Consider the following 26,347-nt stretch of genomic DNA (forward strand, 5'->3'; position numbering starts at 1 on the left):
ATGGGTCTGCGCATTGCCGAGATTTTCGGCCCGACGATCCAGGGCGAGGGCGCGCTGATCGGCGAGCCCACGGTTTTTGTCCGCGCCGGTGGCTGCGATTACCGCTGCAGCTGGTGCGACAGCCTGCACGCGGTGGACAGCGCCTTTCGCCACACGTGGACGCCGATGAGCGACGCCGAGGTCTGGGCCGAGGTCACGCGGCTTTCGGGCGGGCGTCCGATCACTGTCTCGCTGAGCGGCGGCAACCCGGCGATTCAGGATTTCGGTCCGGTGATCGAGAAGGGCCGGGCCGAGGGCTACCGCTTCGCCTGCGAAACGCAGGGCTCGGTGGCGCGGGGCTGGTTCGGGCGGCTCGACACGCTGGTGCTCAGCCCCAAGCCGCCTTCGAGTGGTGAGACGGTGGACTGGAGTGCCTTCGCGGACTGCGTGCAGGCGGGGCAGGGCGCCCGGCAAACCGTCATGAAGATCGTTATCTTCGACGAGGCTGACTATGCCTGGGCGAAGGACGCCCATGCCCGCCACCCCGACCTGCCGCTCTATCTGCAGCCCGGCAACCCGGAGGTCGACCCCGACGTGCCGGTCGACCCGCAAAGCCTCTCCGACCGCCTGCTGTGGCTCACCGAATATGCCACCGCCGACGGCTGGTTCGCCCCCCGCATCCTGCCGCAGCTGCATGTGCTCCTCTGGGGCAACAAGCGCGGCGTCTGAATTTCCATTTCCGGAGATCCCGAAATGACCGACAGCATCTACAGCAACCTCAAGCAACTCGGCGGCGCCACGGTGCTGCCCGCCTCGCCCGAAGAGGCGGAGCTCGAGCGCGTGCCCAACCCGCAGGCCGATGTGGCCTACAACGTGCGCTTCACCGCGCCCGAGTTCACTTCGCTTTGCCCGATGACCGGCCAGCCTGATTTTGCGCATCTGGTGATCGACTATGTGCCGGGGCAATGGCTGGTCGAGAGCAAGGCGCTGAAACTCTACCTCGGCGCATTCCGCAACCATGGCGCCTTCCACGAGGATTGCACCATCTCCATCGCGCGGCGGCTGGCGGAGTTCCTCGATCCGCAATGGCTGCGCATCGGCGGCTACTGGTATCCGCGCGGCGGTATCCCGATCGACGTCTTCTACCAGACCGGACCGATGCCCGAGGGCGTGTGGATCCCCGATCAGGGCGTGCCGCCCTATCGCGGACGCGGCTAAGGGCGAGGGCGCCGGAGGTTGGGGGCGCTGCCCCCGCCCGCCTTTGGCAGGCTCCCCCGGGATATTTGGGTCTAGACGAAGGCCTCAGCTTTCCTCTGCGAGCAGGGCGGCGAGTCCTTTTCGATAGTCCGGGTAGAGAAGCTCGATGCCCAGTTCCTGCTTGATGCGGTCGTTCCGGACGCGCTTGTTTTCCGCGTAAAAGCTGCGTGCCATGGGGCTCATGTCAGCGTCGTCGAAGTTCACGGCGGGCGGCGGCGGCATGCCCAGAAGTTCGGCGGCGTGCAGCAGCACATCTTCCGGCGGTGCCGGATCATCGTCGCAGAGATTGTAGATCGCGCCGGGGCGGGGCTGGCGGATCGACGCCTCGAGCACCTGCGCAATGTCCTCCACATGGATGCGGCTGAACACTTGGCCTGGCTTGATGATGCGCCGCGCGGTGCCTTGCCTCACCTTTTCGAAAGGGCCGCGCCCGGGGCCGTAGATGCCCGCGAGGCGGAAGATGTGCAGCGGCAGCCCGTCGATGGCTTGCCATGCCTCCTCGGCTTGCTTGCGGGCCTCGCCGCGGGCGGTGTTGGGGGTCAGGGGCGTTGCCTCATCGACCCAGCCGCCGCCGTGATCGCCATAGACGCCGGTGGTCGACAGGTAGCCAACCCAAGTGAGATCGGCGGCCCGCGCGCTGATCGCGGGGCCTATTTCGGCCAGAGCCGGATCGCCGCCGTCGCGCGGGCCTGCGGAGACGAGCACATGGCTGGCCTCGGCCAGCGCGGCCGCGAGCGCGGCAGCTTGCCACAGCACCGGCTCGACGCCCTGTGCCCGCAGGTCATCCGCTTTCGAGGGGTCGCGGTGGGTGCCAAGGATGCGCCAGCCCTGCGCCTGCAGGCGGCGTGAAAGGGCGCATGCGCAATAGCCATGGCCGAGGGTGAGGAGTGTTCCTGTCATGCGGCGCAAACTGGGGCGCGGCGCGCGGCTTGGCAAGGCCTGTCAGGCGGCCCGCGGGCCGGCAAGCTTTCGCCGAAGAGCGGCCGCGCCGCGACGGCAGGCGCTCTTGGCGATAGGCAGCGCTTTAAGATCGCGTTAATTAGTCACCGTCGTGAAACAGCCGGTATTCCCGCATGTCCCGAAAGACCGAAATGACCCGCCGCGCGACGGTGCTCGCGCTGCTTTTGTCGCCCTTGGCCGCCTGCTCTGCGCAGCAGGAAGAGGCTCAGCCGGTTCAGCGCTTCAACCCGCCGCTCTATCCCAATGAGACGCCAGAGCTGCGGGCCTCGATCAACCGCTGGGCGGATTACTACGAGGTGCCGCGCAAGCTGGTGCATCGGCTTGCCATCCGCGAGAGCACGCATAATCCCGAGGCGCGCAACGGGCCCTATTACGGCCTGCTGCAGATCTTGCCCGCGACCGCGCGCAGCATGGGGTTCCGCGGTGCGCCCAGCGATCTTTACGATGCCGACACCAACCTTCGCTACGGGGTGAAATACCTGCGCGGCGCTTGGCTGCTGTCGGATGGCAGTCAGGACCGGGCGATCGGCTGGTACGCGCGTGGCTATTATTACGAGGCCAAGCGGCGCGGCATGCTGGTCGAGACCGGGCTGCGGCCCGGCTGAGTCTCAGCCGCCGAGCAGCGCCAGAAGCTGCGCTTCGGCGCGGCGCAGCCCAGCGCGCTCTGGCGCTTTTTCGAGCCGCGGCGGCAGGCCGCTCTCGGCCAGCGCGATCACCTCTGGATGGATGTAGGAATTGCGCGCCACCGTGGGCGTGTTGGCAAGCCGCTCGGCGGCGGCTTCGGCCATGGTCTTGATGCTGATCGTGCTGGACTTCTGGGCGCGCTGCGCGGCCTCCAGCGCCGCGACGCTGCCATTCCACGTGCGGAAGGTCTTGGCGGTGATCTGCGCGTCGCCGGTGCGCTCGGCCAGCCAGAGGTTGATCTCTTCGGAGCGCAGCGTGTGCGGCGTGCCCTCCTCATCCAGCCATGCGATCAACGCGCGCCCCGGAAGGTCGTCGAGGCGGGTCAGCGCGCGCTCGAGCGTCCGGTCCTTCAGCACCTTGCGCACGCGCTTGCCGCTCTTACCGGGAAAATTCAGCCGCAGGGTGCCCCCGTCGAGCCGCAAATGCGTGCCGCGCAGGGTGGTGGCCCCATAGCTGCCATTCTCCTTGGCGTAATCGGCATTGCCCACGCGCAGCCCGGCGCGGTCGAGCAGCGCCAGCGTGGCGGCGAGGGCGAAGGCCTTGTCTCCGGGGTCGCGCTCGCGCAGTTGCGTGAGGATTGCCCGGCGCACCCCAGGCAGCGCGGCCCCGAATGTGGCGAGGTGACCGTATTTCCGCTCGGCCCGAAATGCCGTCCACTCGGGGTGGTAGCGGTATTGCTTGCGCGCGCGTGTGTCGCGGCCCGTGGCCTGAAGGTGGCCGTTGGCCTGCGGGCAAATCCAGACGTCTTCATAGGCCGGGGGCACGGCGAGGGCGCCGATGCGCGCGCGCTCGGCGCTGTCATCGATCCGGGTGCCATCGGGAGCGGTGTAGGAAAAGCCGCGGCCACAGCGCCTGCGGCGGATGCCGGGGCGGCTGTCGGGGTAATAGGTGAGGTCTGGCGTTGGGCTCATGCCTGCGAACGCCGGGCGCTGCGGCGCGGTTCCGGTGCGGGCGGTTCAGCCGGTCTTGAACCCGTCACATCTTCCTGCCACGCTGCCCGGCAAAATAGCGGAAGGAGCCGCAGATGCAGGACATGCAGGCGAAATTGCAGATCGTTTCCCCCGAGGCCCCGGGCCCCGAGCTTTTCGACAATGCCGAGGCGGCGGTCGAGCGGCTTTGTGCGCTCTATGCGCAGGCCGCGGAGTTCCTCAAGGAGCGGTTCTTGTCGTCGATGTCCGAGGGCCATCCCGGCGTGCGCTATCGGGCGTTCTATCCCGAGGTGCGGATCACCACGACGAGCTTTGCCAAGATCGACAGCCGCCTCAGCTTTGGTCACGTCTCGCAGCCCGGCACCCATGCCACGTCGATCACCCGGCCCGACCTGTTTCGGCATTACCTGAAACAGCAGATCGGCCTGCTGCTCGAGAACCACGGCGTGCCGGTACAGATCGGCCTTTCGGAGACGCCGATGCCGGTGCATTTCGCGGTCGCCAATTATCCCGAACTGACGGTGCCGCAGGAGGGCGCGGGCAGCTTCATCCTGCGCGATGTCTTCGACGTGCCGGATCTGACGACCACCAATGACGACATCGTTAACGGGGTGGCGCGCCCGGCCGCCGATGGGACGGAGCCGCTGGCGCCGTTCACCGCGCAGCGGGTGGATTACTCGCTGGCGCGGCTGGCGCACTACACCGCCACCGATCCGGCGCATTTCCAGAACCACGTGCTGTTCACCAACTACCAGTTCTATGTCAGCGAGTTTGAAGCCTACGCGCGGGCGCAACTGGCGGATCCGGAGAGTGGTTACACCTCTTTCGTGTCGACCGGAAATGTCGAGATCACCGATGCCGAGACAGAGATCCCGCTGACGGCGAAGATGCCGCAGATGCCGACCTACCACCTCAAGCGCAAGGACGGCTCGGGGATCACGCTGGTCAACATCGGGGTGGGGCCGTCGAACGCAAAGACCGCGACCGACCATATCGCGGTGCTGCGCCCGCATGCGTGGCTGATGGTCGGGCATTGCGCGGGGCTGCGCAACTCGCAGAGCCTTGGGGATTTCGTGCTGGCCCACGCCTACCTGCGCGAGGACAAGGTGCTCGACGACGATCTGCCGGTCTGGGTGCCGATCCCGGCGCTGGCCGAGATTCAGGTCGCGCTGGAGGATGCGGTCGAGGAAGAGACGCAGCTTTCCGGCTATGACCTCAAGCGGGTGATGCGCACCGGCACCGTCGCCTCGGTGGACAACCGCAACTGGGAACTGCGCGACCAGCGCGGCCCGGTGCAGCGGCTCAGCCAGAGCCGGGCTGTCGCGCTCGACATGGAGAGCGCCACCATCGCGGCCAATGGGTTCCGGTTCCGCGTGCCCTACGGCACCTTGCTGTGCGTCAGCGACAAGCCCCTGCATGGCGAGTTGAAGCTGCCGGGAATGGCGTCGGATTTCTATAAGACTCAGGTGGCGCGCCACCTGATGATCGGGATAAGAGCCATGGAACATCTCCGCTCAATGCCCCTTGAGAGGATCCATAGCCGCAAATTGCGTAGCTTCGACGAAACAGCCTTCCTCTGAACCGGCGTTTTCCAGCGCAAATAGCGTAGTTTTCGCTTGCAAAAAGCCACTATTCGTTGTGTTTCGACTCTACATAGAGTTAAGTGACCTCAATGGGGCCCAAGTACTCGGGCAGTTCAAGGAGACCATGAAATGGCGAAGCCGATGACCAAAACCCAACTCGTGGCCGCACTGGCAGAAGAGATGGGCGCAGACAAGAAGACCGCGTCGACCGCTCTGGAAGCGATCACCGGCATCATCACCAAGGAAGTTGCAGACGGCGGTGCTGTGACCCTTCCGGGCGTGGGCAAAATCTACTGCCGTGAGCGTCCCGAGCGCATGGTGCGCAACCCCGCCACCGGCGAGCAGTTCAAGAAAGAAGCCGACAAAGTGGTCAAGATGACCATCGCGAAGGCGCTGAAGGACAGCGTCAACGGCTGATCTTTCCTGCTCGACTGAGCATCAGGGCCGCGAATTTCGCGGCCCTTTTTTACTGTTTTCAGGTATTTAGAAGTCGTTGAGGCGAGTAATCTGCTGCCCGTCCGCCCCGAAGTTCGCGGGCGAGAGCCATGCCTCGAACCGGGCCTTCTGCTTGGGCCATTCGCTGTCGAGGATCGAGAACCATGCGGTGTCGCGGTTCCGCCCCTTGGTCACCACCGATTGCCGGAAGGTGCCCTCGTAGGTGAACCCAAGCCGCTCTGCGGCCCTGCGCGACGGGGCGTTGAGCGCGTCGCATTTCCATTCGTAACGGCGATAACCCAGCTCGTCGAAGGCGTTACGCATCATCAGATACATGGCTTCGGTGGCTGCTGCGCTGCGCTGCAGGGCGGGGCTGAAGTGGATGAATCCCACTTCGATAACGCCATTGTTCGGGTCAATCCGCAGGTAGGAAGCGATTCCCACGGGCGTGCCATCGGCATCGCAAAGCGTGTAGAACTGCGGATCGCGACTGGCGGCGCAGGCTTCGACCCATTTTTGTGCATCCTCCAGAGAGGTTAGCGGGCTGCCGGGCAGGTAGGTCCAACTGCGACCGCTCTCGTCCTTGCTGAGCGCCTCATAAAGCGCGGCGGCATGCTCGGGACGGGTGGGCTCGAGACGGACCGTGCGGCCCTGCATCGGCTTGTGCGGAGGGAAGGGGCGGGGAAAAGAACCCTCGGCGGGCAACCCGATGGGCTGCCCGTGTTCATTCATGCGATGGTCAGTCATTTCAGCCGAAGACCGTTCCGAGCGCGCCGTCCACAGCCTCGACGATCTGGTCGATGTCGTCCTTGGTGGCGATCAGCGCCGGGGCGAAGCACAGTGTGTTGTTGTAGCCGGGGATCGAGCGGTTGGTCATGCCAATGATGACGCCGCGCTTGCCCACCTCTGCCACGACGGCGGCGGTGCGCTTCTCGTCCATCGGCTCGCGGGTGGCGCGGTCGGTCACCAGCTCTGCACCAAGGAAGAGGCCCTTGCCGCGCGCCTCGCCAACGACGGCGTGCTTGTCCTTCAGCGCCTCGAGCTGGCCGAGCATATACTCACCCATGTTGGTGGTGTTCTCGAGCAGGTTCTCGTCTTCGATGATGCGCATGTTCTCGAGCGCCGCAGCCGGGCCAGCGGTGCAGCCGCCGAAGGTCGAGATGTCGCGGAAGTAGTTCATCGGGTCCGAAGCATCATCTTTGAAGAGGTCGAAGACGCGCTCGGAGGTGACGCAGCAGGCAATGGCCGCATAGCCCGAGGCGACGCCCTTGGCCATGGTCACGAAATCGGGCTCGACGCCGTAGTGCTGGTAGCCGAACCACGTGCCGGTGCGGCCGACGCCGCAGACCACCTCGTCGATGTGCAGCAGCACGTCGTACTTGCGGCAGATCTCCTGCACGCGCTGCCAGTAGCCTGCCGGGGGAACGATCACGCCGCCGCCCGCGGTCACCGGCTCTAGGCAGAGCGCGCCCACGGTGTCGGGGCCTTCGCGCAGGATCACCTCTTCGATGGCGTCGGCGGCGCGCTGGCCGTAGGCCTCGCCCGACAGATCGCCCCAGCCCTGATCGCCAGCGCGGTACTCAAGGCAATGCGGCACCGACACGAAGCCGGGGGCAAAGGGGCCGTATTGCGCGTTGCGCTCGAACTGGCCGCCTGCCGAGAGCGCGCCGATGGTGGTGCCGTGGTAGTCGCGCTCGCGGTAGAGGATTTTGTGCTTCTTGCCGCCGTAGCGCTTGTGCGCGATCTGGCGGACCATCTTGAAGGCCTTCTCGTTCGCCTCGGACCCCGAGTTGGTGTAGTAGACGCGGCTCATGCCCGGCATCTTCTCGATCAGGCGCTCGGCAAACAGCGCGCCGGGGATCGAGCCCGCGGCACCGGCGTAATAGTTCAGCTTCATCAGCTGCTCGGAGATCGCATCGACGATGCTCTTGCGGCCATAGCCCACGTTCACCGTCCAGACAGCGCCCGAGACCGCATCCAGCTGTTCGCGCCCGGTCTGGTCCCAGACGCGCATGCCCTTGCCCTCGACGATGATCTTGGGGTCGCTGGTCTCGAACTGCTTGTGCTGCATCAGGTGGTGCCAGACGTGGGCCTTGTCGGCCTCGACCACGTGGCTCAGGTCGTTCTGGGTGAGGGTGCCATCCATGGGGTGTCTCCTGACAAATCGGGCGCCGGAGCGGCGCGAAGAGGCGATGAACCGCGATGCGGGATGCTAGCACATGCGCCCGAAGTCCAGCGAAGTCTTAGTGCCAGATTTCGCCCATGTGTAAGGCCAGTTCGCACGGATTAAGGCCAGTTGGCGCGAAGGGCCGAATTTATTGGGGAAATTCCCGCCTCTGGTGCCTGCGTTTTGAGCAGCGGCCTTGAGCGAACCAAGGGTCAGTGCTGCATATGCGGGCATTGCCCATTGATTGAGCGAAGGATTTCCGTTCGGATCGGGCCGAGCCGGTCGCCCCTTGGGGCGGGCCGAATAAATGCCTCGCGGAAACAGACGGGGCGGGACAACGGGAGAAACCAGATGACGATCAAGAAAAGTCTGCTTGGGGCGGCCGGGGCCGCGGCGCTGCTGGCTGGCGCTGCCAGCGCAGAGACCATCACCGTGGGCTATTTCCTCGAATGGCCGATGCCGTTCGAATACGCCAAGGCCATGGGCACCTACGAAGAGGAAATGGGTGTCGACATCAACTGGGTGAGTTTCGACACCGGCACCGCGATGTCCGCCGCCATGGCCTCGGGCGACGTGCAGCTGTCGGTCAGCCAAGGCGTGCCGCCCTTCGTGGTCGCCGTCTCGGCGGGGCAGGACCTGCAGGCGCTCGACGTGGCGGTGAGCTACGCCGACAACGACAACTGCGTGGTGCGTTCCGATCTGGAGATCGACAAGGACAGCGCCGACGAGCTTGAAGGCAAAAAGGTCGCCGTGCCGCTGGGCACCGCCGCGCACTATGGCTTCCTCAAGCAGATGGACCACTTCGGCGTGCCGCTCGACAGCCTCGAGATCGTCGACATGGCGCCGCCGGATGGCGCGGCGGCCATCGCGCAGGGCTCGGTCGATATGGCCTGCGGCTGGGGCGGCTCGCTGCGCCGGATGCTCGAGCATGGCAACGTGCTGCTGACCGGCACCGAGAAAGAAGACCTCGGCATTCTCGTGTTCGACGTGACCTCGGGCCCGGCGTCTTGGGTGGCCGAGAACTCTGATCTCGTGGCCTCTTTCCTGAAGGTGACCGCCGAGGCGAACGCCATGTGGGCCGATGAGGCCAACCACGCGGAAATGCTGCCGGTGATCGCCAAGGACGCGGGCATGGACGAGGACGCCACTGCCGAGACGCTGGCCACCTTCGTCTTCCCGACAGCCGAAGAGCAGCTTTCCGACAAGTGGCTCGGCAGCGGCGCGGCAGAGTTCATGAAGGGTGTGGCGGATGTCTTCGTCGAGGCCGGCTCGATCGACGCCTCGCTCGACAGCTACGCCGAGCATGTGAACACCGGCCCGCTGTCCTCGGCGGGATCGATGTAAGGCCTTCGGGCCTTTTGTCCCGGCGGTGGGGGGCTGCCGCCGGGACGCTCTTTACAGAAATACAAGACGGGGCATCTGCCCCAAACCGCAGCCACAGGCTGCGAAAGGCGGACCATGAGCGGATTATCCATCCAGAACCTGTCGATGCGCTTCGACCTGCCCAACGGCAGTTCGGTGCAGGCGCTGAAGGACGTGTCGCTGGACCTCGCGCAGGGCGAGCTGCTGTCGGTGCTGGGGCCCTCGGGCTGCGGCAAGACCACGCTGCTCAACATCGTGGCGGGCTTTCTTGCGCCGACCGAGGGGAAGATCGTGCTCAATGGTCACGACGTGCGTGGCCCAGCCGCCGAGCGCGGCATGGTGTTCCAACAGGGCGCGCTTTTCGAATGGATGAACGTGCGCGACAACGTCAGCTTTGGCCCGCGCATGGCTGGGCAGCGCGAGCGGGATTACGGCGCCAACGTCGATCACCTGCTCGACGTGGTGGGCCTGCGCGACTTCAAGGAAAAGGCGGTCTACGAGCTTTCGGGCGGCATGCAGCAGCGTGTGGCGCTGGCCCGTTGCCTTGCCAATGATCCCGACGTGATCTTGATGGACGAGCCGCTGGGGGCGCTCGATGCGCTCACCCGCGAGAAGATGCAGAGCCTCGTGCTGAAGCTCTGGAAAGAGACCGGCAAGACGATCATCCTGATCACCCACTCGGTCGAAGAGGCGCTGCTGCTGGGCGAACGCTTGCTGGTCATGGCGCCGCGTCCGGGCCGCATCCACCGCGAATACCGTCTGCCCTTTGCCGAGCTTGGCGCCGGGCAGGACCTGCGCGGGGTCAAGAAACACCCCGAGTTCGCCACCACGCGCGAAGAGATTCTGGGAATGATCTGGAACATGGAAGAAGAGATCATGGGCCGCAGCGAAGCGGGGGCCGCGTCATGATCGTCTTTGCCCTCTATATCGCCATCTTCGTGGTCAGCTGGCTGCTGGTGAAACTGCTGGTGCACCGCGCGCTCAACGATTTCACCGCCCGCAAGACCGTGACCTTCGGCGACGAGAGCGCCGTGCGCCCGAGCCGCATCGCCAGCGTGATCTCCATCCTGACCATCTTCCTGCTCTGGGGGGCGTTCACCGGTTCGACTTGGGTGCCGAAGTTCCTGCATGCGCCGGGGCCGTTCGTGGGCGATGCCACGTTCACCTACACCGCCGAAGCCGAGGGAGTGGCACCCGATGACGCCACCGTCACCGTGCGCGTCTTCCCGGTGGGCGAGGAAAGCGAAGACCCCGAGGTCGACCCCGGCACCGGCTGGGCCAAGGATGACGCGGCCAGCGTCGGCGCGTGGCGCTCGGGGCTGGTGCGGGTGGACCGCAACGACGAGTATGGACGCGACGAGGGCCACACCATCGTGGCGGTCAACGGCACGCCCATCGCGCCGGGCGGAGAGGTCATGACCGAGTTCGGCCGCGTCGGCATGTCGCCCAAGGGCACGCTGAACTTCGAGCCCGCCAAGGGCTGGCAGATGGAGCCGATCTGGTTGCCCGCGCCCGAGGCGGTGCTCTCGCGGCTCGTGGAGATCGCCCGCGACGGCTACCGCGACAGCACGCTTTGGGAGCACCTCGGCTGGTCGCTGTTCCGGGTGATCGCGGGCTTCTTCTTTGGTGCGCTGATCGGCATTCCGCTGGGCTATGCCATGGGGCTGTCGGACTGGTTCCGCGGCTGGTTCGACCCGATCGTCGAGTTCATGCGCCCGGTGCCGCCGCTGGCGCTGATCCCGCTGGTGATCATCTGGGCCGGTATCGGCGAGGCGGGCAAGATCATCCTGCTGTTCCTCGCGGCGCTCTGGATCATGGCGATTGCGGCGCGCTCGGGGGTGTCGGGGGTGAAGATCTCGAAGGTCCACGCGGCCTATTCGCTGGGCGCCAGCAAGGTGCAGATCCTGCGCCATGTGATCATCCCCAACTCGCTGCCCGATATCTTCACCGGTGCGCGGGTCGCCATGGGCGTCTGCTGGGGCACCGTGGTGGCCGCCGAACTGGTGGCTGCCGAAAAAGGGGCGGGGATGATGATCATGGTCGCTTCGAAGTTCCAGCTGACCGACATCGTGATCATGGGGATCATCCTGATCGGGGTGATCGGCTTTGGCATCGACATGCTGATGCGGCTGGCCGAGCGCAAGCTGGTGCCGTGGAAGGGCCGCGGCTGACGCGGGGTCCGCGCCGCTGAACGAGGGCGTTTAACGAGGGGGCTGTCTGCCCCCTCGAACTCCCCCGAGGATATTTCCGTCTAGACGAAGGGGCGTACGGCGCCTCAGCCGATCAGCGCGGCAAGCTGCCCGTCGAGCCAGAGCCGCAGGCCGTCCACCGCCGCGACGTACGGATCGATCAGCGGGGCGAGCGCCGGGACGGCGCCGGTGATCACCGGCGCCAGCGCATAGAGCAGCACCGCCAGCACCGCGAGGATCAGCATCAGACCGAAGCCGCGGGCAAAGTTGCTGCCCTGCTGCTCTTCCTCTTCGGCGTCGAGGGCGCGGCCCTGTGCCGTTTCCATCCGGCGCGGCTCGGTGGAGACGCGCAGGGTCTGGTTGACCTCTTCGATATCCGGCAGCAGCTCACGCCGAGAGTTGGCGAGCGCGGGATGTTCGGGCTCGGGGGCGAAGGGATCATAGGCCGGCTCGGCGGCGGACTCCTCAGCGATCTCCTCAACGTCGACATCCGGCGCGCTGCTCAGCGGCGCGTCGCCGCGAATGCGCGAGACATGCGCGCGGGCATCGCGGGCGCGGCGGGCGGCGTCATCCTCTTCGGGCGCGCCGAGGCCAAGCTCCGGCTGGCTTTCCAGAGGATCGGCGTCGGTGCGGCGGCGCGCTTCGCGGGCGGCTTCCTGACGCAGCACCTCGGCCACCGACGGATCGAGGCCGCGGGCGGCGCGCGACGGTCGGCGCGGCACGGGAACTTCTTCGGGGGGCAGCGGCGGGTCGAGCACCGGGTCTGCGGCGCGTGCCTCGGGCTGCGGCGCATGGCGATCTTCGACGTCATAGCCATCTCGCGCGGCGAGCGCGGCGCGCAGTTCGGCGGCAAATTCGTTGATCCCGGCGTGGTCGATCTCGGAATGGTCGTCTTCTGGCGTGTCGTCTTCTGCCGCGTCCTCGGGCTCTTCGTCGGGCGCTTCGCCGAAGTGCGCGGGCTCGGGGCTGTCGTCCAGAGCATCCTCGTAGCTCGCGGGGGCGCTCTGCGTCTCGTCCGCCGATGCCTCGTCGGCCACCGGATCACCGCCCAGATCACCGGGCGCATCGTCGGGGTGGAGCTGAAACCAAGTGTGGCCGCAGTCGGAGCATTGCACGTCGCGACCGCCGGTTGGGATCACGTCGACCGGCACCTCGTATTGCGCGCCGCAATTGGGGCAAATCAGCCGCATATTATCTTGAGCTTTCCATCTGTTCTGGCCACATCCCTTTGCTGACAATAGGTTGCCGTGGGCGAGCGCGAAAGCCAAATTTCCCGGGGAGCGGCGGATTGCAACTGCGTCGCGGCTCGGGCACAACAGGGCATCGTTTTTACCGGGGGCGCGCGGGCGTGATCGAACTGGACAATGTGGCCTACAGCTACGGCGGGGGCGAGCTGCTGAGCGGGCTCACGCTGCAACTGGCACCCGGGTCGTTCCACTTTCTGACAGGGCCGTCGGGCGCCGGCAAGACCACGCTGCTGAAGCTCTGCTATGGCGCGCTTGTGCCCACCTCCGGCCATGCGCGGCTGTTTGGCGAGGACGTGCGGCGTATGGACCGCGACGCCATCGCGATGAGCCGCCGCCGCATCGGTGTGGTGCATCAGGACTGCCAGTTTCTCGACCATCTTTCGGTGGCGGAAAATGTCGCGCTGCCGCTGACTGTGGCGGGCGAGGGTGGTCCGGATCTGACGCAGAACCTCGTCGAACTGATGACATGGGTCGGGCTGAAGAGCCGCGCCGAGGCGCTGCCGCCAGAGCTGTCGGGTGGTGAGCGGCAGCGTGCCGCGCTGGCGCGCGCGGTGATCATGTCGCCCGAGGTGATACTTGCCGATGAGCCCACCGGCAACGTCGACTGGGAGATGTCGCAGCGCCTGCTGCGGCTGCTGGTGGAGCTGAACCGGATGGGCAAGACCATTCTCATCGCCACGCACGACCTTGGCCTGATCCGCTCGGCCAAAAGCCAGGTGCAGGCGCGGGTGCTGCGCATTTCGAACCGGCGGCTGCAGGCTGCGGGGGCCGATCTGTGAGGCTGGTGCGGGATTCCCTCGGGGCGTTGACCCATGGCGACAAAGGCGCGGACCGGGTCGTGCCGCCAACCGGCTTTACCGCGCGGCTGACGCTGTTTGCCGCTGCCGCCATGGCGTTTCTGGCGGTCTTTGCGCTGGCGCTCTCGCTGGCGGCGGGGCGGCTCGCCGACAGCTGGGGCGAGGAACTGGCGCGGGCCTCCACCGTGCGCATCTCGGCCCCGGCGGGGCAGCAGGCGCAGCAGACCGAGGCGGCGCTGCGGCTGCTGGCGCAGACGCCGGGCGTGGCCTCGGCGCGGGCGCTGAGCGAGGACGAGCAGCAGGCGCTGCTCGAGCCGTGGTTCGGGCCCGATCTGCCGCTGGCCGATCTGCCGGTGCCGCAGTTGATCGAGGTGATCGAGGACGCCGAGGGCTACGAGCCCGCCGGTCTGCGCCTGCGCCTGCAGGCGGAAGTGCCCGGCGCGGTTCTGGATGACCACACCCGCTGGCGCCGCCCGCTGGTTGCGGCTGCGGGGCGGTTGCGGCTGCTGGGCGCGGTGTCGATCCTGCTGATCGCGGGTGCGGTGGCGGCGATGGTGACGCTTGCGGCCAATGCCGCGCTGGCTGCAAATGCGCAGGTGATCACCGTGCTGCGTCTGGTCGGCGCCACCGATGCCTATATCGCGCGCGCCTTCGTGCGCCGCTTTACCCTGCGGGCGCTTGGCGGTGCGGCGGTGGGCGCGGCGCTCGGCACCGGCGCGCTGCTGCTGATGCCCGCGAGCGATGAGACTGCGGGCTTTCTGACCGGCCTGTCCTTCGTCGGCTGGCACTGGGTGTTCCCGCTCTTGGTGCCCGTGCTGACGGCGGCAGTGGCCTTTGCCGCGACGGCGATCGCCGCGCGCCGGGTGCTGGGAGATTTGAGCTGATGGCCTACGCGCTGCAATGGACCCGCTCGCTGATATTCATCGGGCAAGCCTATTTCGCCATGGCGGTGATCGGTTTGCTGCTCTTTCCATGGGCGCTGTTTTCAAGCCGCGGTGCGCGCGTCGCCTGTGTCAGCTGGTGCCGCTGGGTGCGCTGGACGGCGGCGTGGATGGTCGGCCTAAAGAGCGAGGTTCGCGGCCCGATCCCACAGGGCGAGCTGATCATCGCCGCCAAGCACCAGAGCTTTTTCGACATCATCTTGCTGTTCGGCGCGGTGCCCGCGGGCAAATTCGTGATGAAGCGCGAGCTTCTGTTCACCCCGGTCCTTGGCCAATATGCCACACGCATCGGCTGCGTGCCGGTGAACCGCGGCAAGCGCGGGGCGGCGATCTCGAAGATGGTCGCCGACGTGAAGAAAAGCGCCGAAGAGCACCCCGGACAGCTGATCATCTACCCGCAGGGCACCCGCGTGCCGCCGGGCGTGAAGCTGCCTTACAAGGTGGGCACCGCGATCCTTTACGGCCAGAGCGGCGAGGCCTGCGTGCCGGTGGCGACCAATGTCGGCGTGTTCTGGCCCAAGCGCGGCATTTACCGCAAGCCCGGCACGGCGGTGGTGGAATTTCTGCCGGTGATCGAGCCGGGAATGCCGAACAAGGCGTTTCTCGCCAAGCTCGAAGCCGAGGTCGAGGCGGCCTCTGACCGTTTGCTGAGGGAGGCGGGATTTGCGCAGGATTGACACGATCGAAGGGCTCGAGGCGCTTTACGGCAGGCCTGCGGGGGCGTCGCTCGACAAGGTGGTGCGGCGGATGACGCCGCTTTACCGGCGCTGGATCGAGACGTCGAAGCTCTGCGTGCTGACCACCGTCGGCGCGGGCGGCACCGATGGCTCGCCGCGCGGCGACGATGGCCCGGTGGTGCTGGAGCTTGATCCCGGCACGCTGGCGATGCCCGACTGGCGCGGCAACAACCGGCTCGACTCGCTGCGCAACATTGTCGAGGACGGGCGGGTGTCGCTGATGTTCTTCGTCCCCGGAAGCACCAATGTGGTGCGGGTGAACGGCACGGCGTGGCTGACCGATGACGAGGGGATGCGGGGACGCTTCGAAAAGAAGGGCCGGCTGCCCGCGACTGTGGCGATCATCGAGATTTCCGAGATTTACACCCAATGCGCCCGCGCGCTGATGCGGGCAGGCACATGGTCAGGCAAGGACGAAAGCGCCGATCTGCCGTCCATCGGCCAGTTCCTCGCCGAAGCGACACAGGGCGCCACCGACGGCGAGGCTTACGATCGCGAATGGCCCGCTCGGGCCGCCGCCACGCTCTGGTAGGCGCGGGGCGGTAGGCAGGGCTCAGGCACTGGGCTCAGGGGACGAGGATCTTCATGGTGAAGCCGAAGGTGTCCTCGGGGCCGTTGCCGTCGTCGTAGAAGTTATACTCGTAGCTCAGGCCGAACTGCACCGGCGTGGTGCCCATGGTGACCAGCTTGTTGAGCTGCACACCGAGCGGCAGGCTGACCCACTCCTCGGCATTCCAGTCGTAGGTGATCGACATATCCGATGTGCCGACCGACCAGCCGTCCGCCATCGAGACGTTGACGATGGGCTGGATGATCGACAGGTCGACCGGGTCGCGGCTGGCGTCACCGCCAATGTCGATGACGTTCTGGTTGAACAGGCCCCAAATGCCCCAGTCGGCCTGCGCAATGAAGCCCGCTGCCGGACCGAGCCCCCAGCGCTCGGCGCTGACGTCCTCGTCGCCGCTGGGGATGAGCGCAACGGCACCGAGACCAAAACGCCCCCAGCTTTGATTGAACGTGGTCAGGTTGAAGATCAACGCGTCGGAAAAACCGGTGTTATCGCTGGGGCTGCTGGTCAGATAGGGCAGGGTGAGGCGGAGGATGTTGCTCGTGCCGCCGAGCTCATAAGGGACCACCATCCGGAACTGCAGCTTGTTGCCGTCTTCGTCGCCGAGCCCGTGATACTGCGACGTGTAGAAATCCTGGAAAATATAGGCCGTCAGCGAGGCTGTCGGGTCGCTGGCCGCGCTGGAGAGGTCCTGATCACCGCTTTGCGCAAAGGCAGCGGGCGCGGCTAGGGTGAGGGCCAGTGCGGAGGTGAGGGCGAGTTTGGACATGAAATCGGTTCCCTGCTGAATGACCGGAAAAGATCGGGTCCGGATGGCGCGAAATAGCGAGAAATAATCGTTCCTAGGTTGAGCTTACTCCTCGGTTTCACGATCCGGCAAGGACGCTGTGACGTAGCAGCAATTAGAGGTTGAAACCGTGGCTTTCCGGTTCGCTTTCTGGGTCGCCTTCGGTTTCGCTTTTGGAGAGCCCAAAGCAAAAGGCCCCCGAGCAGCGCTCGGGGGCCTTTGCATTCCTCAGGCGAGGGGATCAGGCGTGGATCGCGCCGTCGCCGCAGGCCAGCGCCGCTTCGCGCACCGCTTCCGAGAAGGTCGGGTGGGCGTGGCAGGTCAGTGCGACGTCCTCGGCGGAGGCGCCGAATTCCATCGCCACGCAGATCTCGTGGATCAGGTCACCTGCCGACGGGCCAATGATGTGGCAGCCGAGCACGCGGTCGGTTTCCTTGTCGACGATCAGCTTCACGAAGCCCTCGCCCGCAAACACGGCCTTGGCACGGCCATTGCCCATGAAGGAGAACTTGCCGACCTTATAGGCGCGGCCCTCTTCCTTGAGCTGCTGCTCGGTCTTGCCCACGGTGGCGACCTCGGGGTGGGTGTAGATCACGCCCGGGATGACCTCGTAGTTCACATGGCCCGCCTTGCCGGCGATGACCTCGGCACAGGCCATGCCTTCGTCTTCGGCCTTATGGGCCAGCATCGGGCCTTCGATGGCGTCGCCGATGGCGTAGACGCCCTTCACGGCGGTCTGCCAGTGGCCGTCGGTCTCGATCTGGCCGCGCTTGGTCAGCTTCACGCCGAGCGCCTCGAGGCCGAGCCCGTCGGTGTAGGGCGCGCGGCCGGTGGCGCAGAGCACCACGTCGGCTTCGGTGGTGTGCTCACTGTCGTCCTTGCGCAGCTTGTAGCTGACCGTGGCCTTGCCGCCCTTGGTCTCGACCTTGGAGACAGCCGCGCCCATGGTGAACTTCAGGCCCTGCTTCGACAGCATGCGCTGGAAGGTCTTCTGCACCTCGGCGTCCATGCCGGGGGTGATGGCGTCGAGGAATTCGATCACCTCGACCTCGGTGCCGAGACGGGCGTAGACCGAGCCCATCTCGAGGCCGATCACGCCAGCGCCGATGACGACCATCTTCTTGGGAATCTTGCCAAGTTCCAGCGCGCCGGTGGAGGTGACGACGATCTTTTCGTCGACCTCGACCTCTGCGCCGGGCACGGATGCGGGCACCGAGCCGGTGGCGATGATGATGTTCTTGGCCTCGTGCACCTCGTCACCGACCTTGACCTTGCCAGCCTCGGGGATCGAGCCCCAGCCTTTGAGCCAATCGACCTTGTTCTTCTTGAACAGGAACTCGATGCCCTTGGTGTTCTGGCCGATCACGTCGTCCTTATAGGCGAGCATCTGCTTCCAATCGACCTTGGGCGCGGCGCCCTTGAGGCCCATCTTGGCGAAGTTATGCTCTGCCTCATGCAGCTGGTGCGAGGCGTGCAGCAGCGCCTTGGAGGGGATGCAGCCCACGTTGAGGCAGGTGCCGCCGAGGGTCTCGCGGCCCTCCACGCAGGCGGTCTTCAGGCCGAGCTGGGCGCAGCGGATGGCGGCCACATAGCCGCCCGGGCCGGCGCCGATCACGATGACGTCGTATTGTGCCATTGGGGTCTCCTATCGGGTATTTCTGGGGGCACGGGGCATGCACATCGCATGCACAATCCATGCATATTCGAAAGCGGAGGGGGCGGCGGGGGCGCTGCCCCCCGTCCACCTGCGGTGGACGTCCCCCGGGATATTTTTCTCTAGACGAAGAGCGGGGCGGGGCGCGGTCATAGCAGCGCTCCGAGCAGCATCAGCACGGTGGCCAGCAGGCCTACCGCCCAGATCAGCGAGCGCCACGGCGCCCAGCCGTAGAGATAGGCAGGGACATAGAGCACGCGGGCGACAAGATAGGTCAGCGCGCAGAGCGCGGAGCCGCTGCCGCCCTGATCGGAATAGGTCACCACCACAACGGCGATGGTGAAGAGGATCAGCCCTTCGAAATGGTTGTTCATGGCGCGCTGCGCGCGGGCGGCAAGGCCGGTAAGCTCGCGTCCCTCGTCGCGCGGCGAAACCGCGTAGTCGCGGCCGACCTGACGTTGCGCGAGCACGGAATAGAGCGCCATCTGCGCGACCTGCAGCAATGCGGCGAGGGTGAGTGCGAAAAGTTCGGGCGTCATCGGCGGCTCAGGCGGTGCTCAGGAAATGCGCCGCGGCGGGACCGTGCCCGAGCGCCTCGTCCTGCTTGAGCCAGCTCTTGGCCTTGTCGATGTCGTTGACGGAGAAAAGCGCCCAATGCGCCGCGCTGTCCTCAAGCCAGAGCTGCAGCAGGGTGAGCCCGGCGTTGGCGCGGTTTTCCGCCTCGTCATCAAAGCGGGTGCGGTCGAAACTGTCGTAGCGGAGCAGGAGCTGCTGGCTCATCGGGACCTCCATCGCAGATATATCGGCGCTGTGGGTCCCGCCCGGGGATGCGAGGATCCGGGGAGCCGGGCGGGACGAATGTCTGTCGGGGCGCGCCGCGTCTGGCGGGCGCCCCAAGCTGGATCAGAGATCCATCAGCAGGCGGCGCGGATCCTCGAGGGCTTCCTTGACGCGGACCAGGAAGGTCACGGCGCCTTTGCCGTCGACGATGCGGTGATCGTAGCTGAGCGCGAGATACATCATCGGGCGGATCTTGATCTCGCCGTTGATGACCATCGGACGGTCCTGGATCTTGTGCATGCCGAGGATGCCCGACTGCGGGGGGTTGAGGATCGGCGAGGACATCAGCGAGCCGTAAACACCACCGTTGGAGATGGTGAAGGTGCCGCCCTGCATCTCGGCCATGGAGAGCTTGCCGTCACGGGCGCGCTTGCCCTTCTCGGCGATCTCCAGCTCGATCTCGGCAAAGGATTTCTGGTCGACGTCGCGCAGCACCGGAACCACGAGGCCCTGCGGCGTGCCGGCGGCGATGCCCATGTGCACGAAGTTCTTGTAGACCACATCGGTGCCGTCGATCTCGGCGTTCACCTCGGGGACTTCCTTCAGCGCGTGCACGCAGGCCTTGGTGAAGAAGGACATGAAGCCGAGACGGGCGCCATGCTTCTTCTCGAAGAGGTCCTTGTACTGCGAGCGCAGCGCCATCACCTCGGTCATGTCCACCTCGTTGTAGGTGGTCAGCATGGCCGCGGTGTTCTGTGCGTCCTTGAGGCGCTTGGCGATGGTCTGGCGCAGGCGGGTCATCTTGACGCGCTCTTCGCGGGCGGCGTCCTCTGCCGGGCTCGGGGCGCGCTTGGCCTGAGCCGGGGCGGCCGGAGCCGGTGCCGATTTGGCAGCCGAAAGCGCGGCGGAGACGTCATGCTTCATGACACGGCCATCTTTGCCCGAGCCCTGAACCTGATCGCGGCTGATGCCGGCCTCGGCCATGGCTTTCTTGGCCGCCGGGGCGTCCTCGATGTCCTTGGAGCCATTGGCGTCGCCTGCGGGCGGGGTGTCGTACTGGGTGGTCTGCCCGGCGGTGGGATCGACAGCGCCCGAAGCGCCGCCGAGCACGGCGAGCTGGCCGCCAGCCTGAACGGTGGCGCCTTCTTCGGCGAGGATCGCGGTCAGCGTGCCAGCGGCGGGCGCGGGAACCTCGACCGAAACCTTGTCGGTTTCCAGCTCGCAGAGCATCTCGTCGGCGGCGACGGTGTCACCGACCTTCTTGAACCACGTGGCGACGGTGGCCTCGGAGACCGACTCGCCCAGCGTGGGGACCATCACCTTGACCTCTTCGCCACCCGAGGCGGCGGGCGCCGCTTCGGTCTTGGCCGAGGGACGCTCTTCGACGGTGGTCGAGCCAGCTTCGCCAGCGGGGGCGACATTGGCCAGCAGGGCGTCCACGCCCACGGTGTCACCTTCCTTGGCGACGATGTCTTCGAGCACGCCAGCGACGGGCGAGGGGACCTCGACGGTCACCTTGTCGGTCTCGAGCTCGCAGAGCATCTCGTCAACGGCGACGGAATCGCCGGGTTTCTTGAACCAGGTGGCCACCGTGGCTTCGGTCACGGATTCGCCCAGCGTGGGGACGCGCACTTCGGTCGTCATCGCTTCATTTCCCTTCGATGGTCAGCGCTTCGTTCACAAGCGCCTCTTGCTGTGCCTTGTGCTGGCTGGCCAGACCCGTTGCGGGCGAGGCCGAGGTGGCGCGACCGACATAGACCGGTCGCTTGTGCGTGGCGTCGATACGCCCCAGCACCCATTCGATGTTGGGCTCGATGAAGGTCCAGGCGCCCTGGTTCTTGGGCTCTTCCTGACACCAGATCATCTCGGCGCCCTTGAAGCGTTCCAGTTCCTTGACCAGCGAGATCGCCGGGAAGGGGTAGAACTGCTCCACACGCAGCAGATAGATATCGTCGATGCCGCGGGCGTCGCGCTCTTCGAGCAGGTCGTAGTAGACCTTGCCCGAGCACATCACGACGCGCTTGATCTTGTCGTCGGCCACCAGCTTGGTGCTGCTCTCGCCCGACTCCGCGCTGTCCCAGAGGACGCGGTGGAACGAGGAGCCGGTGGTGAAGTCCTTGGCCTCGGAGACCGCCAGCTTGTGACGCAGAAGCGATTTCGGCGTCATCATGATCAGCGGCTTGCGGTAGCTGCGGTGCAGCTGGCGGCGCAGGATGTGGAAGTAGTTGGCCGGGGTCGAGACGTTGGCCACGATCCAGTTGTCCTGACCACACATCTGCAGGAAGCGCTCGAGGCGTGCCGAGGAGTGCTCGGGGCCCTGACCTTCGAAGCCATGCGGCAGCAGGCACACGAGGCCCGACATACGCAGCCACTTGCTTTCGCCCGACGAGATGAACTGGTCGAACATGATCTGCGCGCCGTTGGCGAAGTCGCCGAACTGCGCTTCCCACAGGACGAGCGCGTTGGGCTCGGCCAGCGAGTAGCCATATTCGAAGCCCGAGACCGCGTATTCCGACAGCGCGGAGTCGATGACCTCGTAACGGGCCTGACCTTCGCGGATGTTGTTGAGCGGGTAGTAGCGGTCTTCGTTGTCTTGGTTGATCAGGCCCGAGTGGCGCTGCGAGAAGGTGCCGCGCGTGCTGTCCTGACCGGCAAGGCGCACCGGGTAGCCCTCGGTGAGCAGCGAGCCGAAGGCCATCGCTTCGCCGGTCGCCCAGTCAAAGCCCTTGCCGCTTTCGAACATCTTCGAGCGGGCGTCGAGGAAACGGCCCACGGTCTTGTGCAGCGGGAAGCCCTCGGGGACGGTGGTCAGCCCCTTGCCGACATCGGCCATGGTTTCCGGCGCGATCGCGGTTTCGCCGCGCTGGTAGTTGCCTTCCTTCTGCGCGTCGAGATGCGACCAACGGCCATCGAGCCAGTCGGCCTTGTTCGGCTTGTAGGTCTTGCCCGCCTCGAACTCTTCGTTGAGGTGCGACTGGAAGGCCGCCTTCATGTCTTCGATCTCGCCCTCGGGGATCAGCCCGTCCTTGACGAGGCGATCGGTGTAGAGCGTCAGCGTGGTCTTCTGCTGTTTGATCTTCTTGTACATGATCGGGTTGGTGAACATGGGCTCGTCGCCCTCGTTGTGACCAAACCGGCGGTAGCAGAAGATGTCGATAACCGCGTCCTTGCCGAACTTCTGGCGGAACTCGGTCGCGACCTTGGCAGCGTGCACCACGGCTTCGGGATCGTCGCCGTTGACGTGGAAGATCGGCGCCTCGACCACCAGCGCGTTGTCGGTGGGGTAGGGCGAGGAGCGCGAGAAGTGCGGCGCGGTGGTGAAGCCGATCTGGTTGTTCACCACGACGTGGATGGTGCCGCCGGTGCGGTGGCCGCGCAGACCCGAAAGCGCGAAGCATTCGGCCACGACGCCCTGACCCGCAAAGGCCGCGTCACCGTGCAGCAGCACCGGCAGAACCTGCGTGCGCTCGGTGTCGCCGAGCTGGTCCTGCTTGGCGCGGACCTTGCCCAGAACCACCGGGTTCACCGCCTCGAGGTGCGAGGGGTTGGCGGTCAGCGACAGGTGCACCTTGTTGCCGTCGAACTCGCGGTCCGAGGACGCGCCGAGGTGGTATTTCACGTCGCCCGAGCCATCAACGTCCTCGGGCTTGAACGAGCCGCCCTGGAATTCGTTGAAGATCGCGCGGTAGGGCTTTTGCAGCACGTTGGCGAGCACCGACAGGCGGCCGCGGTGCGGCATGCCGAAGACGATCTCTTGGATGCCGAGCGCGCCGCCGCGCTTGATGATCTGCTCGAGCGCCGGGATCAAGCTCTCGCCGCCGTCGAGGCCGAAGCGCTTGGTGCCCATGTATTTGACGTGCAGGAACTTCTCAAAGCCCTCTGCCTCGACCATCTTGTTGAGGATGGCGCGGCGCCCTTCACGGGTGAACTTCACTTCCTTGCCGTAGCCCTCGATCCGCTCTTTCAGCCATGCCGACTGCTCGGGGTCCGAGATGTGCATGTACTGCAGCGCGAAGGTGCCGCAATAGGTGCGCTTCAGCACGCCCATGATCTCGCGCATCGAGGCGACCTGCAGGCCGAGCACGTTGTCGATGAAGATCGGGCGATCCATGTCGGCGTCGGTGAAGCCGTATGCCTTGGGGTCGAGCTCGGGGTGCGGCTCGCGGCCGTGAAGGCCCAGCGGGTCGAGATCGGCGGCGAGGTGGCCGCGGATACGGTGCGCGCGGATGATCATCAGCGCACGGATCGAGTCGAGCACGGCGCGCTTGACCTGATCGTCGGTGACCTCGACGCCCTTTTCGGCGGCTTTGGCGGCGATCTTCTTGCCCGCGCCCTTCACTTCGGCGGTGGGCATCATCGGCCATTCGCCGGTGATCGCGGCGGTCAGGTCATCGTTCGGGGTCGGCGGCCAATCTGCACGCTCCCAAGACGCGCCTTTCGCCTCGGCCTTCACGCTGGTTTCGTCGTCGCCAAGTTGTTTGAAGAACTCGCTCCACGCCTCGTCGACCGCATTGGGGTCGGTGGCATAGCGAGCATACATCTGTTCGAGATATTCCGCGTTCGCACCCTGCATAAAGCTGAGGGCGTGGAACTGGTCATTCGAGCCTTGATCCGTCATCGCGCGCATTCCTTTCTGACCGATCGTTGAAGCAGCAGGAGGGGGGCCTTGGGTAAAGGCCCCCGTCATGATGCTCCGGATGCTCTGCGGGGCGGACCCTTCGAGCGGAACTTTCGGGGGCGCAGGGCGGGCGGACCCGCCCTGCTGTGTGCTATTTAGCCCTTGATGGCTTTCATGACAGCCTCACCAAGCGTCGCCGGGCTGTCTGCCACGACGATACCTGCCGATTTCATCGCTTCGATCTTGTCCTCGGCGCCGCCCTTGCCACCGGCGACGATCGCGCCAGCGTGGCCCATGCGGCGGCCCGGAGGGGCCGTGCGGCCTGCGATGAAGCCAGCGGTCGGCTTCCAGCGGCCTTTTTTCTTCTGCTCCTTGAGGAACTCGGCGGCTTCTTCTTCGGCCGAGCCACCGATCTCACCAATCATGATGATGGATTGGGTTTCCGGATCGTCGAGGAACATGTCGAGCACGTCGATGTGTTCGGTGCCCTTGATGGGGTCGCCGCCGATGCCGACAGCCGACGATTGGCCGAGGCCCATGTCGGTGGTCTGCTTCACGGCTTCATAGGTGAGCGTGCCCGAGCGCGACACAACGCCGACCGAGCCACGCTTGTGGATGTGGCCGGGCATGATGCCGATTTTGCAGGCGTCCGGGGTGATGACACCCGGGCAGTTCGGGCCGATGAGCCGCGACTTGCTGTCCACCAGCGCGCGCTTCACCTTCATCATGTCGAGCACCGGGATGCCCTCGGTGATGCAGATGATCAGCTCGATGCCGGCGTCGATCGCCTCGAGGATCGAGTCCGCGGCGAAGGGCGGGGGCACGTAGATCACCGACGCGTTGGCTTCGGTCACGTGCTTGGCTTCGTGGACCGAGTTGAACACGGGCAGGCCGAGGTGCTCTTGGCCGCCTTTGCCGGGGGTCACGCCGCCGACCATCTTGGTGCCGTAGGCGATGGCCTGCTCGGTGTGGAAGGTGCCCTGCGAGCCGGTCAGGCCCTGACAGATGACTTTGGTATTTTCGTCAACGAGGACTGCCATTGTGGCGTTCTCCTATTGTCGCTGCGACGGGCGCAGCCAAAATTCCGGGGAGGGAGCGCCGCAGCGCCCCCAGACGCATCAGCCCTTGACCGCTTTCACGATCTTCTCGGCGCCGTCGGAGAGGTTGTCGGCGGCGATCACGTCGAGACCGGACTCGTTGATGATCTTCTTGCCGAGCTCCACGTTGGTGCCTTCGAGGCGGACGACGAGCGGAACCTGCAGGCCCACTTCTTTCACCGCGGCGATGACGCCCTCGGCGATCACGTCGCAGCGCATGATGCCGCCGAAGATGTTCACGAGGATGCCTTTGACGTTGTCGTCAGAGGTGATGATCTTGAACGCCTCGGTCACCTTCTCTTTGGTGGCGCCGCCACCCACGTCGAGGAAGTTGGCCGGTTCTGCGCCGTAGAGCTTGATGATGTCCATGGTGGCCATCGCGAGGCCCGCGCCGTTCACCATGCAGCCGATCTCACCATCCAGAGCGATGTAGTTGAGGTCGTACTTGGAGGCTTCGAGTTCCTTGGCGTCTTCCTCGGTCTCGTCGCGCAGGTTGGCGATGTCGGGCTGGCGGTACATGGCGTTGCCGTCGAAGCCGAGCTTCGCGTCGAGCACCTTGAGGCTGCCACCGGGCATGAGGATCAGCGGGTTGATCTCCAGCATCTCCATGTCCTTCTCGATGAAGGCCTTGTAGAGCTGGCCCATCAGCTTGACGCACTGCTTCATGGCAGCGCCTTCAAGGCCGAGAGCAAAGGCGACGCGGCGGCCGTGGAACGGCTGGTAGCCGGTGGCCGGGTCGACGGAGAAGGAGAGGATTTTCTCGGGGGTCGAGGCTGCGACCTCCTCGATGTCCATGCCGCCCTCGGTCGAGCAGACGAAGGAGACGCGGCTGGTCACGCGGTCGACGAGCAGGGCGAGATAGAGCTCGCGCTCGATGTCCGAACCGTCTTCGATGTAGATGCGGTTGACCTGCTTGCCGGCGGGGCCGGTCTGGTGGGTCACCAGCGTCTTGCCGAGCATCTTCTTGGCCTCTTCGGCCGCCTCTTCCACCGACTTGGCAAGACGGACGCCGCCCTTCTCACCAGCTTCGGCTTCCTTGAACGAGCCCTTGCCGCGGCCGCCCGCGTGGATCTGCGCCTTGACGACCCAGAGCGGACCGTCGAGCTCGCCTGCAGCGGTCTTGGCTTCGTTGGCGCTGAGCACGACACGGCCGTCCGAAACCGGGCAGCCGTATTCGCGCAGGAGCGCTTTCGCCTGATATTCATGGATGTTCATGGAAGACTCTTCCCGTCTTGCTGCGATTTCGGGGTGGGTATACGCCCGCAGATCGCAGCACGCGAAGGGATTTTTGCCTTTCGGCGAAGATTTGCGAGATTTTTTCGCCGTTGTGATCACGCCCGGAAAAAGCGTGATCACAAAATTCGGAAATGTGGGATCCCGTTAGCGCCATGCGTCGCGGGAATCAGCACGGTGCCTGTTTGGTGAGCAGAATACCACGGCGGGTTTCCGGCTGTGGTCTGGGAGGTCAAGCGCAGGCGAAGCGGCGGATTGTCGCGCTTTGGCAGTGGATCGCGCTGTGAGTGGACCGAAATGAGCCGCTCTGGTCCGCGTCGTTTGAGGGGATGCGCAACAGAAA

Annotated in this window: 25 protein-coding genes; 12 read left to right on the top strand and 13 right to left on the bottom strand. The window is 65.7% G+C overall.

What is annotated here, in order from left to right; genetic code table 11:
- Positions 1–708: a 7-carboxy-7-deazaguanine synthase QueE gene (queE, locus tag G0A00_RS10855; protein WP_164180972.1), complete on the top strand. Its 708-nt coding sequence runs from the start codon at positions 1–3 to the stop codon at positions 706–708.
- Positions 709–732: 24 nt separating this feature from the next.
- Complete coding sequence (queF, locus tag G0A00_RS10860) at positions 733–1,197, top strand: preQ(1) synthase (protein WP_066101913.1); 465 nt, start codon at positions 733–735, stop codon at positions 1,195–1,197.
- Positions 1,198–1,281: 84 nt separating this feature from the next.
- Here the strand turns inward: queF and G0A00_RS10865 are convergent, their stop codons facing one another.
- A complete protein-coding gene (locus G0A00_RS10865) occupies positions 1,282–2,136 on the bottom strand; it encodes an SDR family oxidoreductase (RefSeq protein WP_164180971.1) in 855 nt (284 codons plus the stop codon).
- Between the two features lie 191 nt (positions 2,137–2,327).
- On the opposite strand from G0A00_RS10865, the gene G0A00_RS10870 reads away from it, so the two are divergent.
- The gene (locus G0A00_RS10870) at positions 2,328–2,801 is read left to right on the top strand and encodes a lytic transglycosylase domain-containing protein (RefSeq protein WP_164181198.1); all 474 of its coding nucleotides are present in this window, start codon (positions 2,328–2,330) and stop codon (positions 2,799–2,801) included.
- Positions 2,802–2,804: 3 nt separating this feature from the next.
- Here the strand turns inward: G0A00_RS10870 and G0A00_RS10875 are convergent, their stop codons facing one another.
- Positions 2,805–3,791: a DNA topoisomerase IB gene (locus G0A00_RS10875; RefSeq protein WP_164180969.1), complete on the bottom strand. Its 987-nt coding sequence runs from the start codon at positions 3,789–3,791 to the stop codon at positions 2,805–2,807.
- Positions 3,792–3,904: 113 nt separating this feature from the next.
- On the opposite strand from G0A00_RS10875, the gene G0A00_RS10880 reads away from it, so the two are divergent.
- Both G0A00_RS10880 and G0A00_RS10885 read left to right on the top strand, forming a co-directional pair.
- A complete protein-coding gene (locus G0A00_RS10880; RefSeq protein ID WP_164180967.1) occupies positions 3,905–5,389 on the top strand; it encodes an AMP nucleosidase in 1,485 nt (494 codons plus the stop codon).
- Between the two features lie 132 nt (positions 5,390–5,521).
- Positions 5,522–5,809 (top strand): HU family DNA-binding protein, encoded by a 288-nt coding sequence (locus G0A00_RS10885; RefSeq protein ID WP_066101901.1) that lies wholly within the window; start codon positions 5,522–5,524, stop codon positions 5,807–5,809.
- A 66-nt stretch (positions 5,810–5,875) separates the two neighbouring features.
- Here the strand turns inward: G0A00_RS10885 and G0A00_RS10890 are convergent, their stop codons facing one another.
- Positions 5,876–6,574 (bottom strand): GNAT family N-acetyltransferase, encoded by a 699-nt coding sequence (locus G0A00_RS10890; RefSeq protein ID WP_164180965.1) that lies wholly within the window; start codon positions 6,572–6,574, stop codon positions 5,876–5,878.
- Between the two features lies 1 nt (position 6,575).
- A complete protein-coding gene (locus G0A00_RS10895; RefSeq protein ID WP_164180963.1) occupies positions 6,576–7,973 on the bottom strand; it encodes an aspartate aminotransferase family protein in 1,398 nt (465 codons plus the stop codon).
- Positions 7,974–8,345: 372 nt separating this feature from the next.
- On the opposite strand from G0A00_RS10895, the gene G0A00_RS10900 reads away from it, so the two are divergent.
- The 3 genes from G0A00_RS10900 (at position 8,346) to G0A00_RS10910 (ending at position 11,527) form a co-directional block, all read left to right on the top strand.
- A complete protein-coding gene (locus G0A00_RS10900; RefSeq protein WP_164180961.1) occupies positions 8,346–9,338 on the top strand; it encodes an ABC transporter substrate-binding protein in 993 nt (330 codons plus the stop codon).
- Between the two features lie 114 nt (positions 9,339–9,452).
- Complete coding sequence (locus tag G0A00_RS10905) at positions 9,453–10,265, top strand: ABC transporter ATP-binding protein (RefSeq protein ID WP_066101890.1); 813 nt, start codon at positions 9,453–9,455, stop codon at positions 10,263–10,265.
- Positions 10,262–11,527 (top strand): ABC transporter permease, encoded by a 1,266-nt coding sequence (locus G0A00_RS10910; RefSeq protein WP_066101887.1) that lies wholly within the window; start codon positions 10,262–10,264, stop codon positions 11,525–11,527. The genes G0A00_RS10905 and G0A00_RS10910 overlap by 4 nt, the downstream gene beginning before the upstream one ends.
- Positions 11,528–11,631: 104 nt before the next feature.
- Here G0A00_RS10910 and G0A00_RS26370 read toward each other — a convergent pair whose 3' ends face one another.
- Positions 11,632–12,735: a zinc-ribbon domain-containing protein gene (locus G0A00_RS26370; RefSeq protein WP_203595338.1), complete on the bottom strand. Its 1,104-nt coding sequence runs from the start codon at positions 12,733–12,735 to the stop codon at positions 11,632–11,634.
- Between the two features lie 158 nt (positions 12,736–12,893).
- Here G0A00_RS26370 and G0A00_RS10920 point away from each other — a divergent pair, with 158 nt between their 5' ends.
- Genes G0A00_RS10920 through G0A00_RS10935 form a run of 4 tightly spaced genes read left to right on the top strand, consistent with a single transcriptional unit; the run spans position 12,894 to position 15,799 of the window.
- A complete protein-coding gene (locus tag G0A00_RS10920) occupies positions 12,894–13,571 on the top strand; it encodes a cell division ATP-binding protein FtsE (RefSeq protein ID WP_066101881.1) in 678 nt (225 codons plus the stop codon).
- Between the two features lie 5 nt (positions 13,572–13,576).
- Positions 13,577–14,473, top strand: coding sequence for a cell division protein FtsX (locus G0A00_RS10925; RefSeq protein ID WP_368667691.1), 897 nt, complete (start codon positions 13,577–13,579; stop codon positions 14,471–14,473).
- Positions 14,473–15,207, top strand: a complete 735-nt coding sequence (locus G0A00_RS10930; RefSeq protein ID WP_164180959.1) for a 1-acyl-sn-glycerol-3-phosphate acyltransferase — start codon at positions 14,473–14,475, stop codon at positions 15,205–15,207. The genes G0A00_RS10925 and G0A00_RS10930 overlap by 1 nt, the downstream gene beginning before the upstream one ends.
- Positions 15,194–15,799 carry a pyridoxamine 5'-phosphate oxidase family protein gene (locus tag G0A00_RS10935; RefSeq protein ID WP_164180957.1) on the top strand — a complete coding sequence of 202 codons (606 nt, stop codon included), beginning with the start codon at positions 15,194–15,196 and terminating at the stop codon, positions 15,797–15,799. The genes G0A00_RS10930 and G0A00_RS10935 overlap by 14 nt, the downstream gene beginning before the upstream one ends.
- Positions 15,800–15,833: 34 nt before the next feature.
- Here the strand turns inward: G0A00_RS10935 and G0A00_RS10940 are convergent, their stop codons facing one another.
- The 8 genes from G0A00_RS10940 to sucC all read right to left on the bottom strand — a co-directional run bounded on the left by G0A00_RS10940 (position 15,834) and on the right by sucC (position 25,986).
- Entirely contained in the window at positions 15,834–16,604 is a 771-nt protein-coding gene (locus G0A00_RS10940; RefSeq protein WP_164180955.1) for a hypothetical protein, read from the bottom strand.
- 259 nt (positions 16,605–16,863) lie between these two features.
- A complete protein-coding gene (gene lpdA, locus G0A00_RS10945) occupies positions 16,864–18,258 on the bottom strand; it encodes a dihydrolipoyl dehydrogenase (RefSeq protein ID WP_066101866.1) in 1,395 nt (464 codons plus the stop codon).
- A 167-nt stretch (positions 18,259–18,425) separates the two neighbouring features.
- The gene (locus G0A00_RS10950; protein WP_164180953.1) at positions 18,426–18,815 is read right to left on the bottom strand and encodes an MAPEG family protein; all 390 of its coding nucleotides are present in this window, start codon (positions 18,813–18,815) and stop codon (positions 18,426–18,428) included.
- 7 nt (positions 18,816–18,822) lie between these two features.
- Positions 18,823–19,056 (bottom strand): hypothetical protein, encoded by a 234-nt coding sequence (locus G0A00_RS10955; protein WP_164180951.1) that lies wholly within the window; start codon positions 19,054–19,056, stop codon positions 18,823–18,825.
- 123 nt (positions 19,057–19,179) lie between these two features.
- A complete protein-coding gene (gene odhB, locus G0A00_RS10960) occupies positions 19,180–20,700 on the bottom strand; it encodes a 2-oxoglutarate dehydrogenase complex dihydrolipoyllysine-residue succinyltransferase (protein WP_164180949.1) in 1,521 nt (506 codons plus the stop codon).
- 4 nt (positions 20,701–20,704) lie between these two features.
- The gene (locus tag G0A00_RS10965) at positions 20,705–23,674 is read right to left on the bottom strand and encodes a 2-oxoglutarate dehydrogenase E1 component (RefSeq protein WP_164180947.1); all 2,970 of its coding nucleotides are present in this window, start codon (positions 23,672–23,674) and stop codon (positions 20,705–20,707) included.
- 155 nt (positions 23,675–23,829) lie between these two features.
- A complete protein-coding gene (sucD, locus tag G0A00_RS10970; RefSeq protein WP_164180945.1) occupies positions 23,830–24,714 on the bottom strand; it encodes a succinate--CoA ligase subunit alpha in 885 nt (294 codons plus the stop codon).
- 78 nt (positions 24,715–24,792) lie between these two features.
- Positions 24,793–25,986 carry an ADP-forming succinate--CoA ligase subunit beta gene (gene sucC, locus G0A00_RS10975; protein WP_066101849.1) on the bottom strand — a complete coding sequence of 398 codons (1,194 nt, stop codon included), beginning with the start codon at positions 25,984–25,986 and terminating at the stop codon, positions 24,793–24,795.
- Positions 25,987–26,347: the final 361 nt, after the last annotated feature.

The sequence above is a fragment of the Salipiger sp. PrR002 genome, assembly GCF_010500775.1.
Lineage (GTDB): Bacteria > Pseudomonadota > Alphaproteobacteria > Rhodobacterales > Rhodobacteraceae > Salipiger.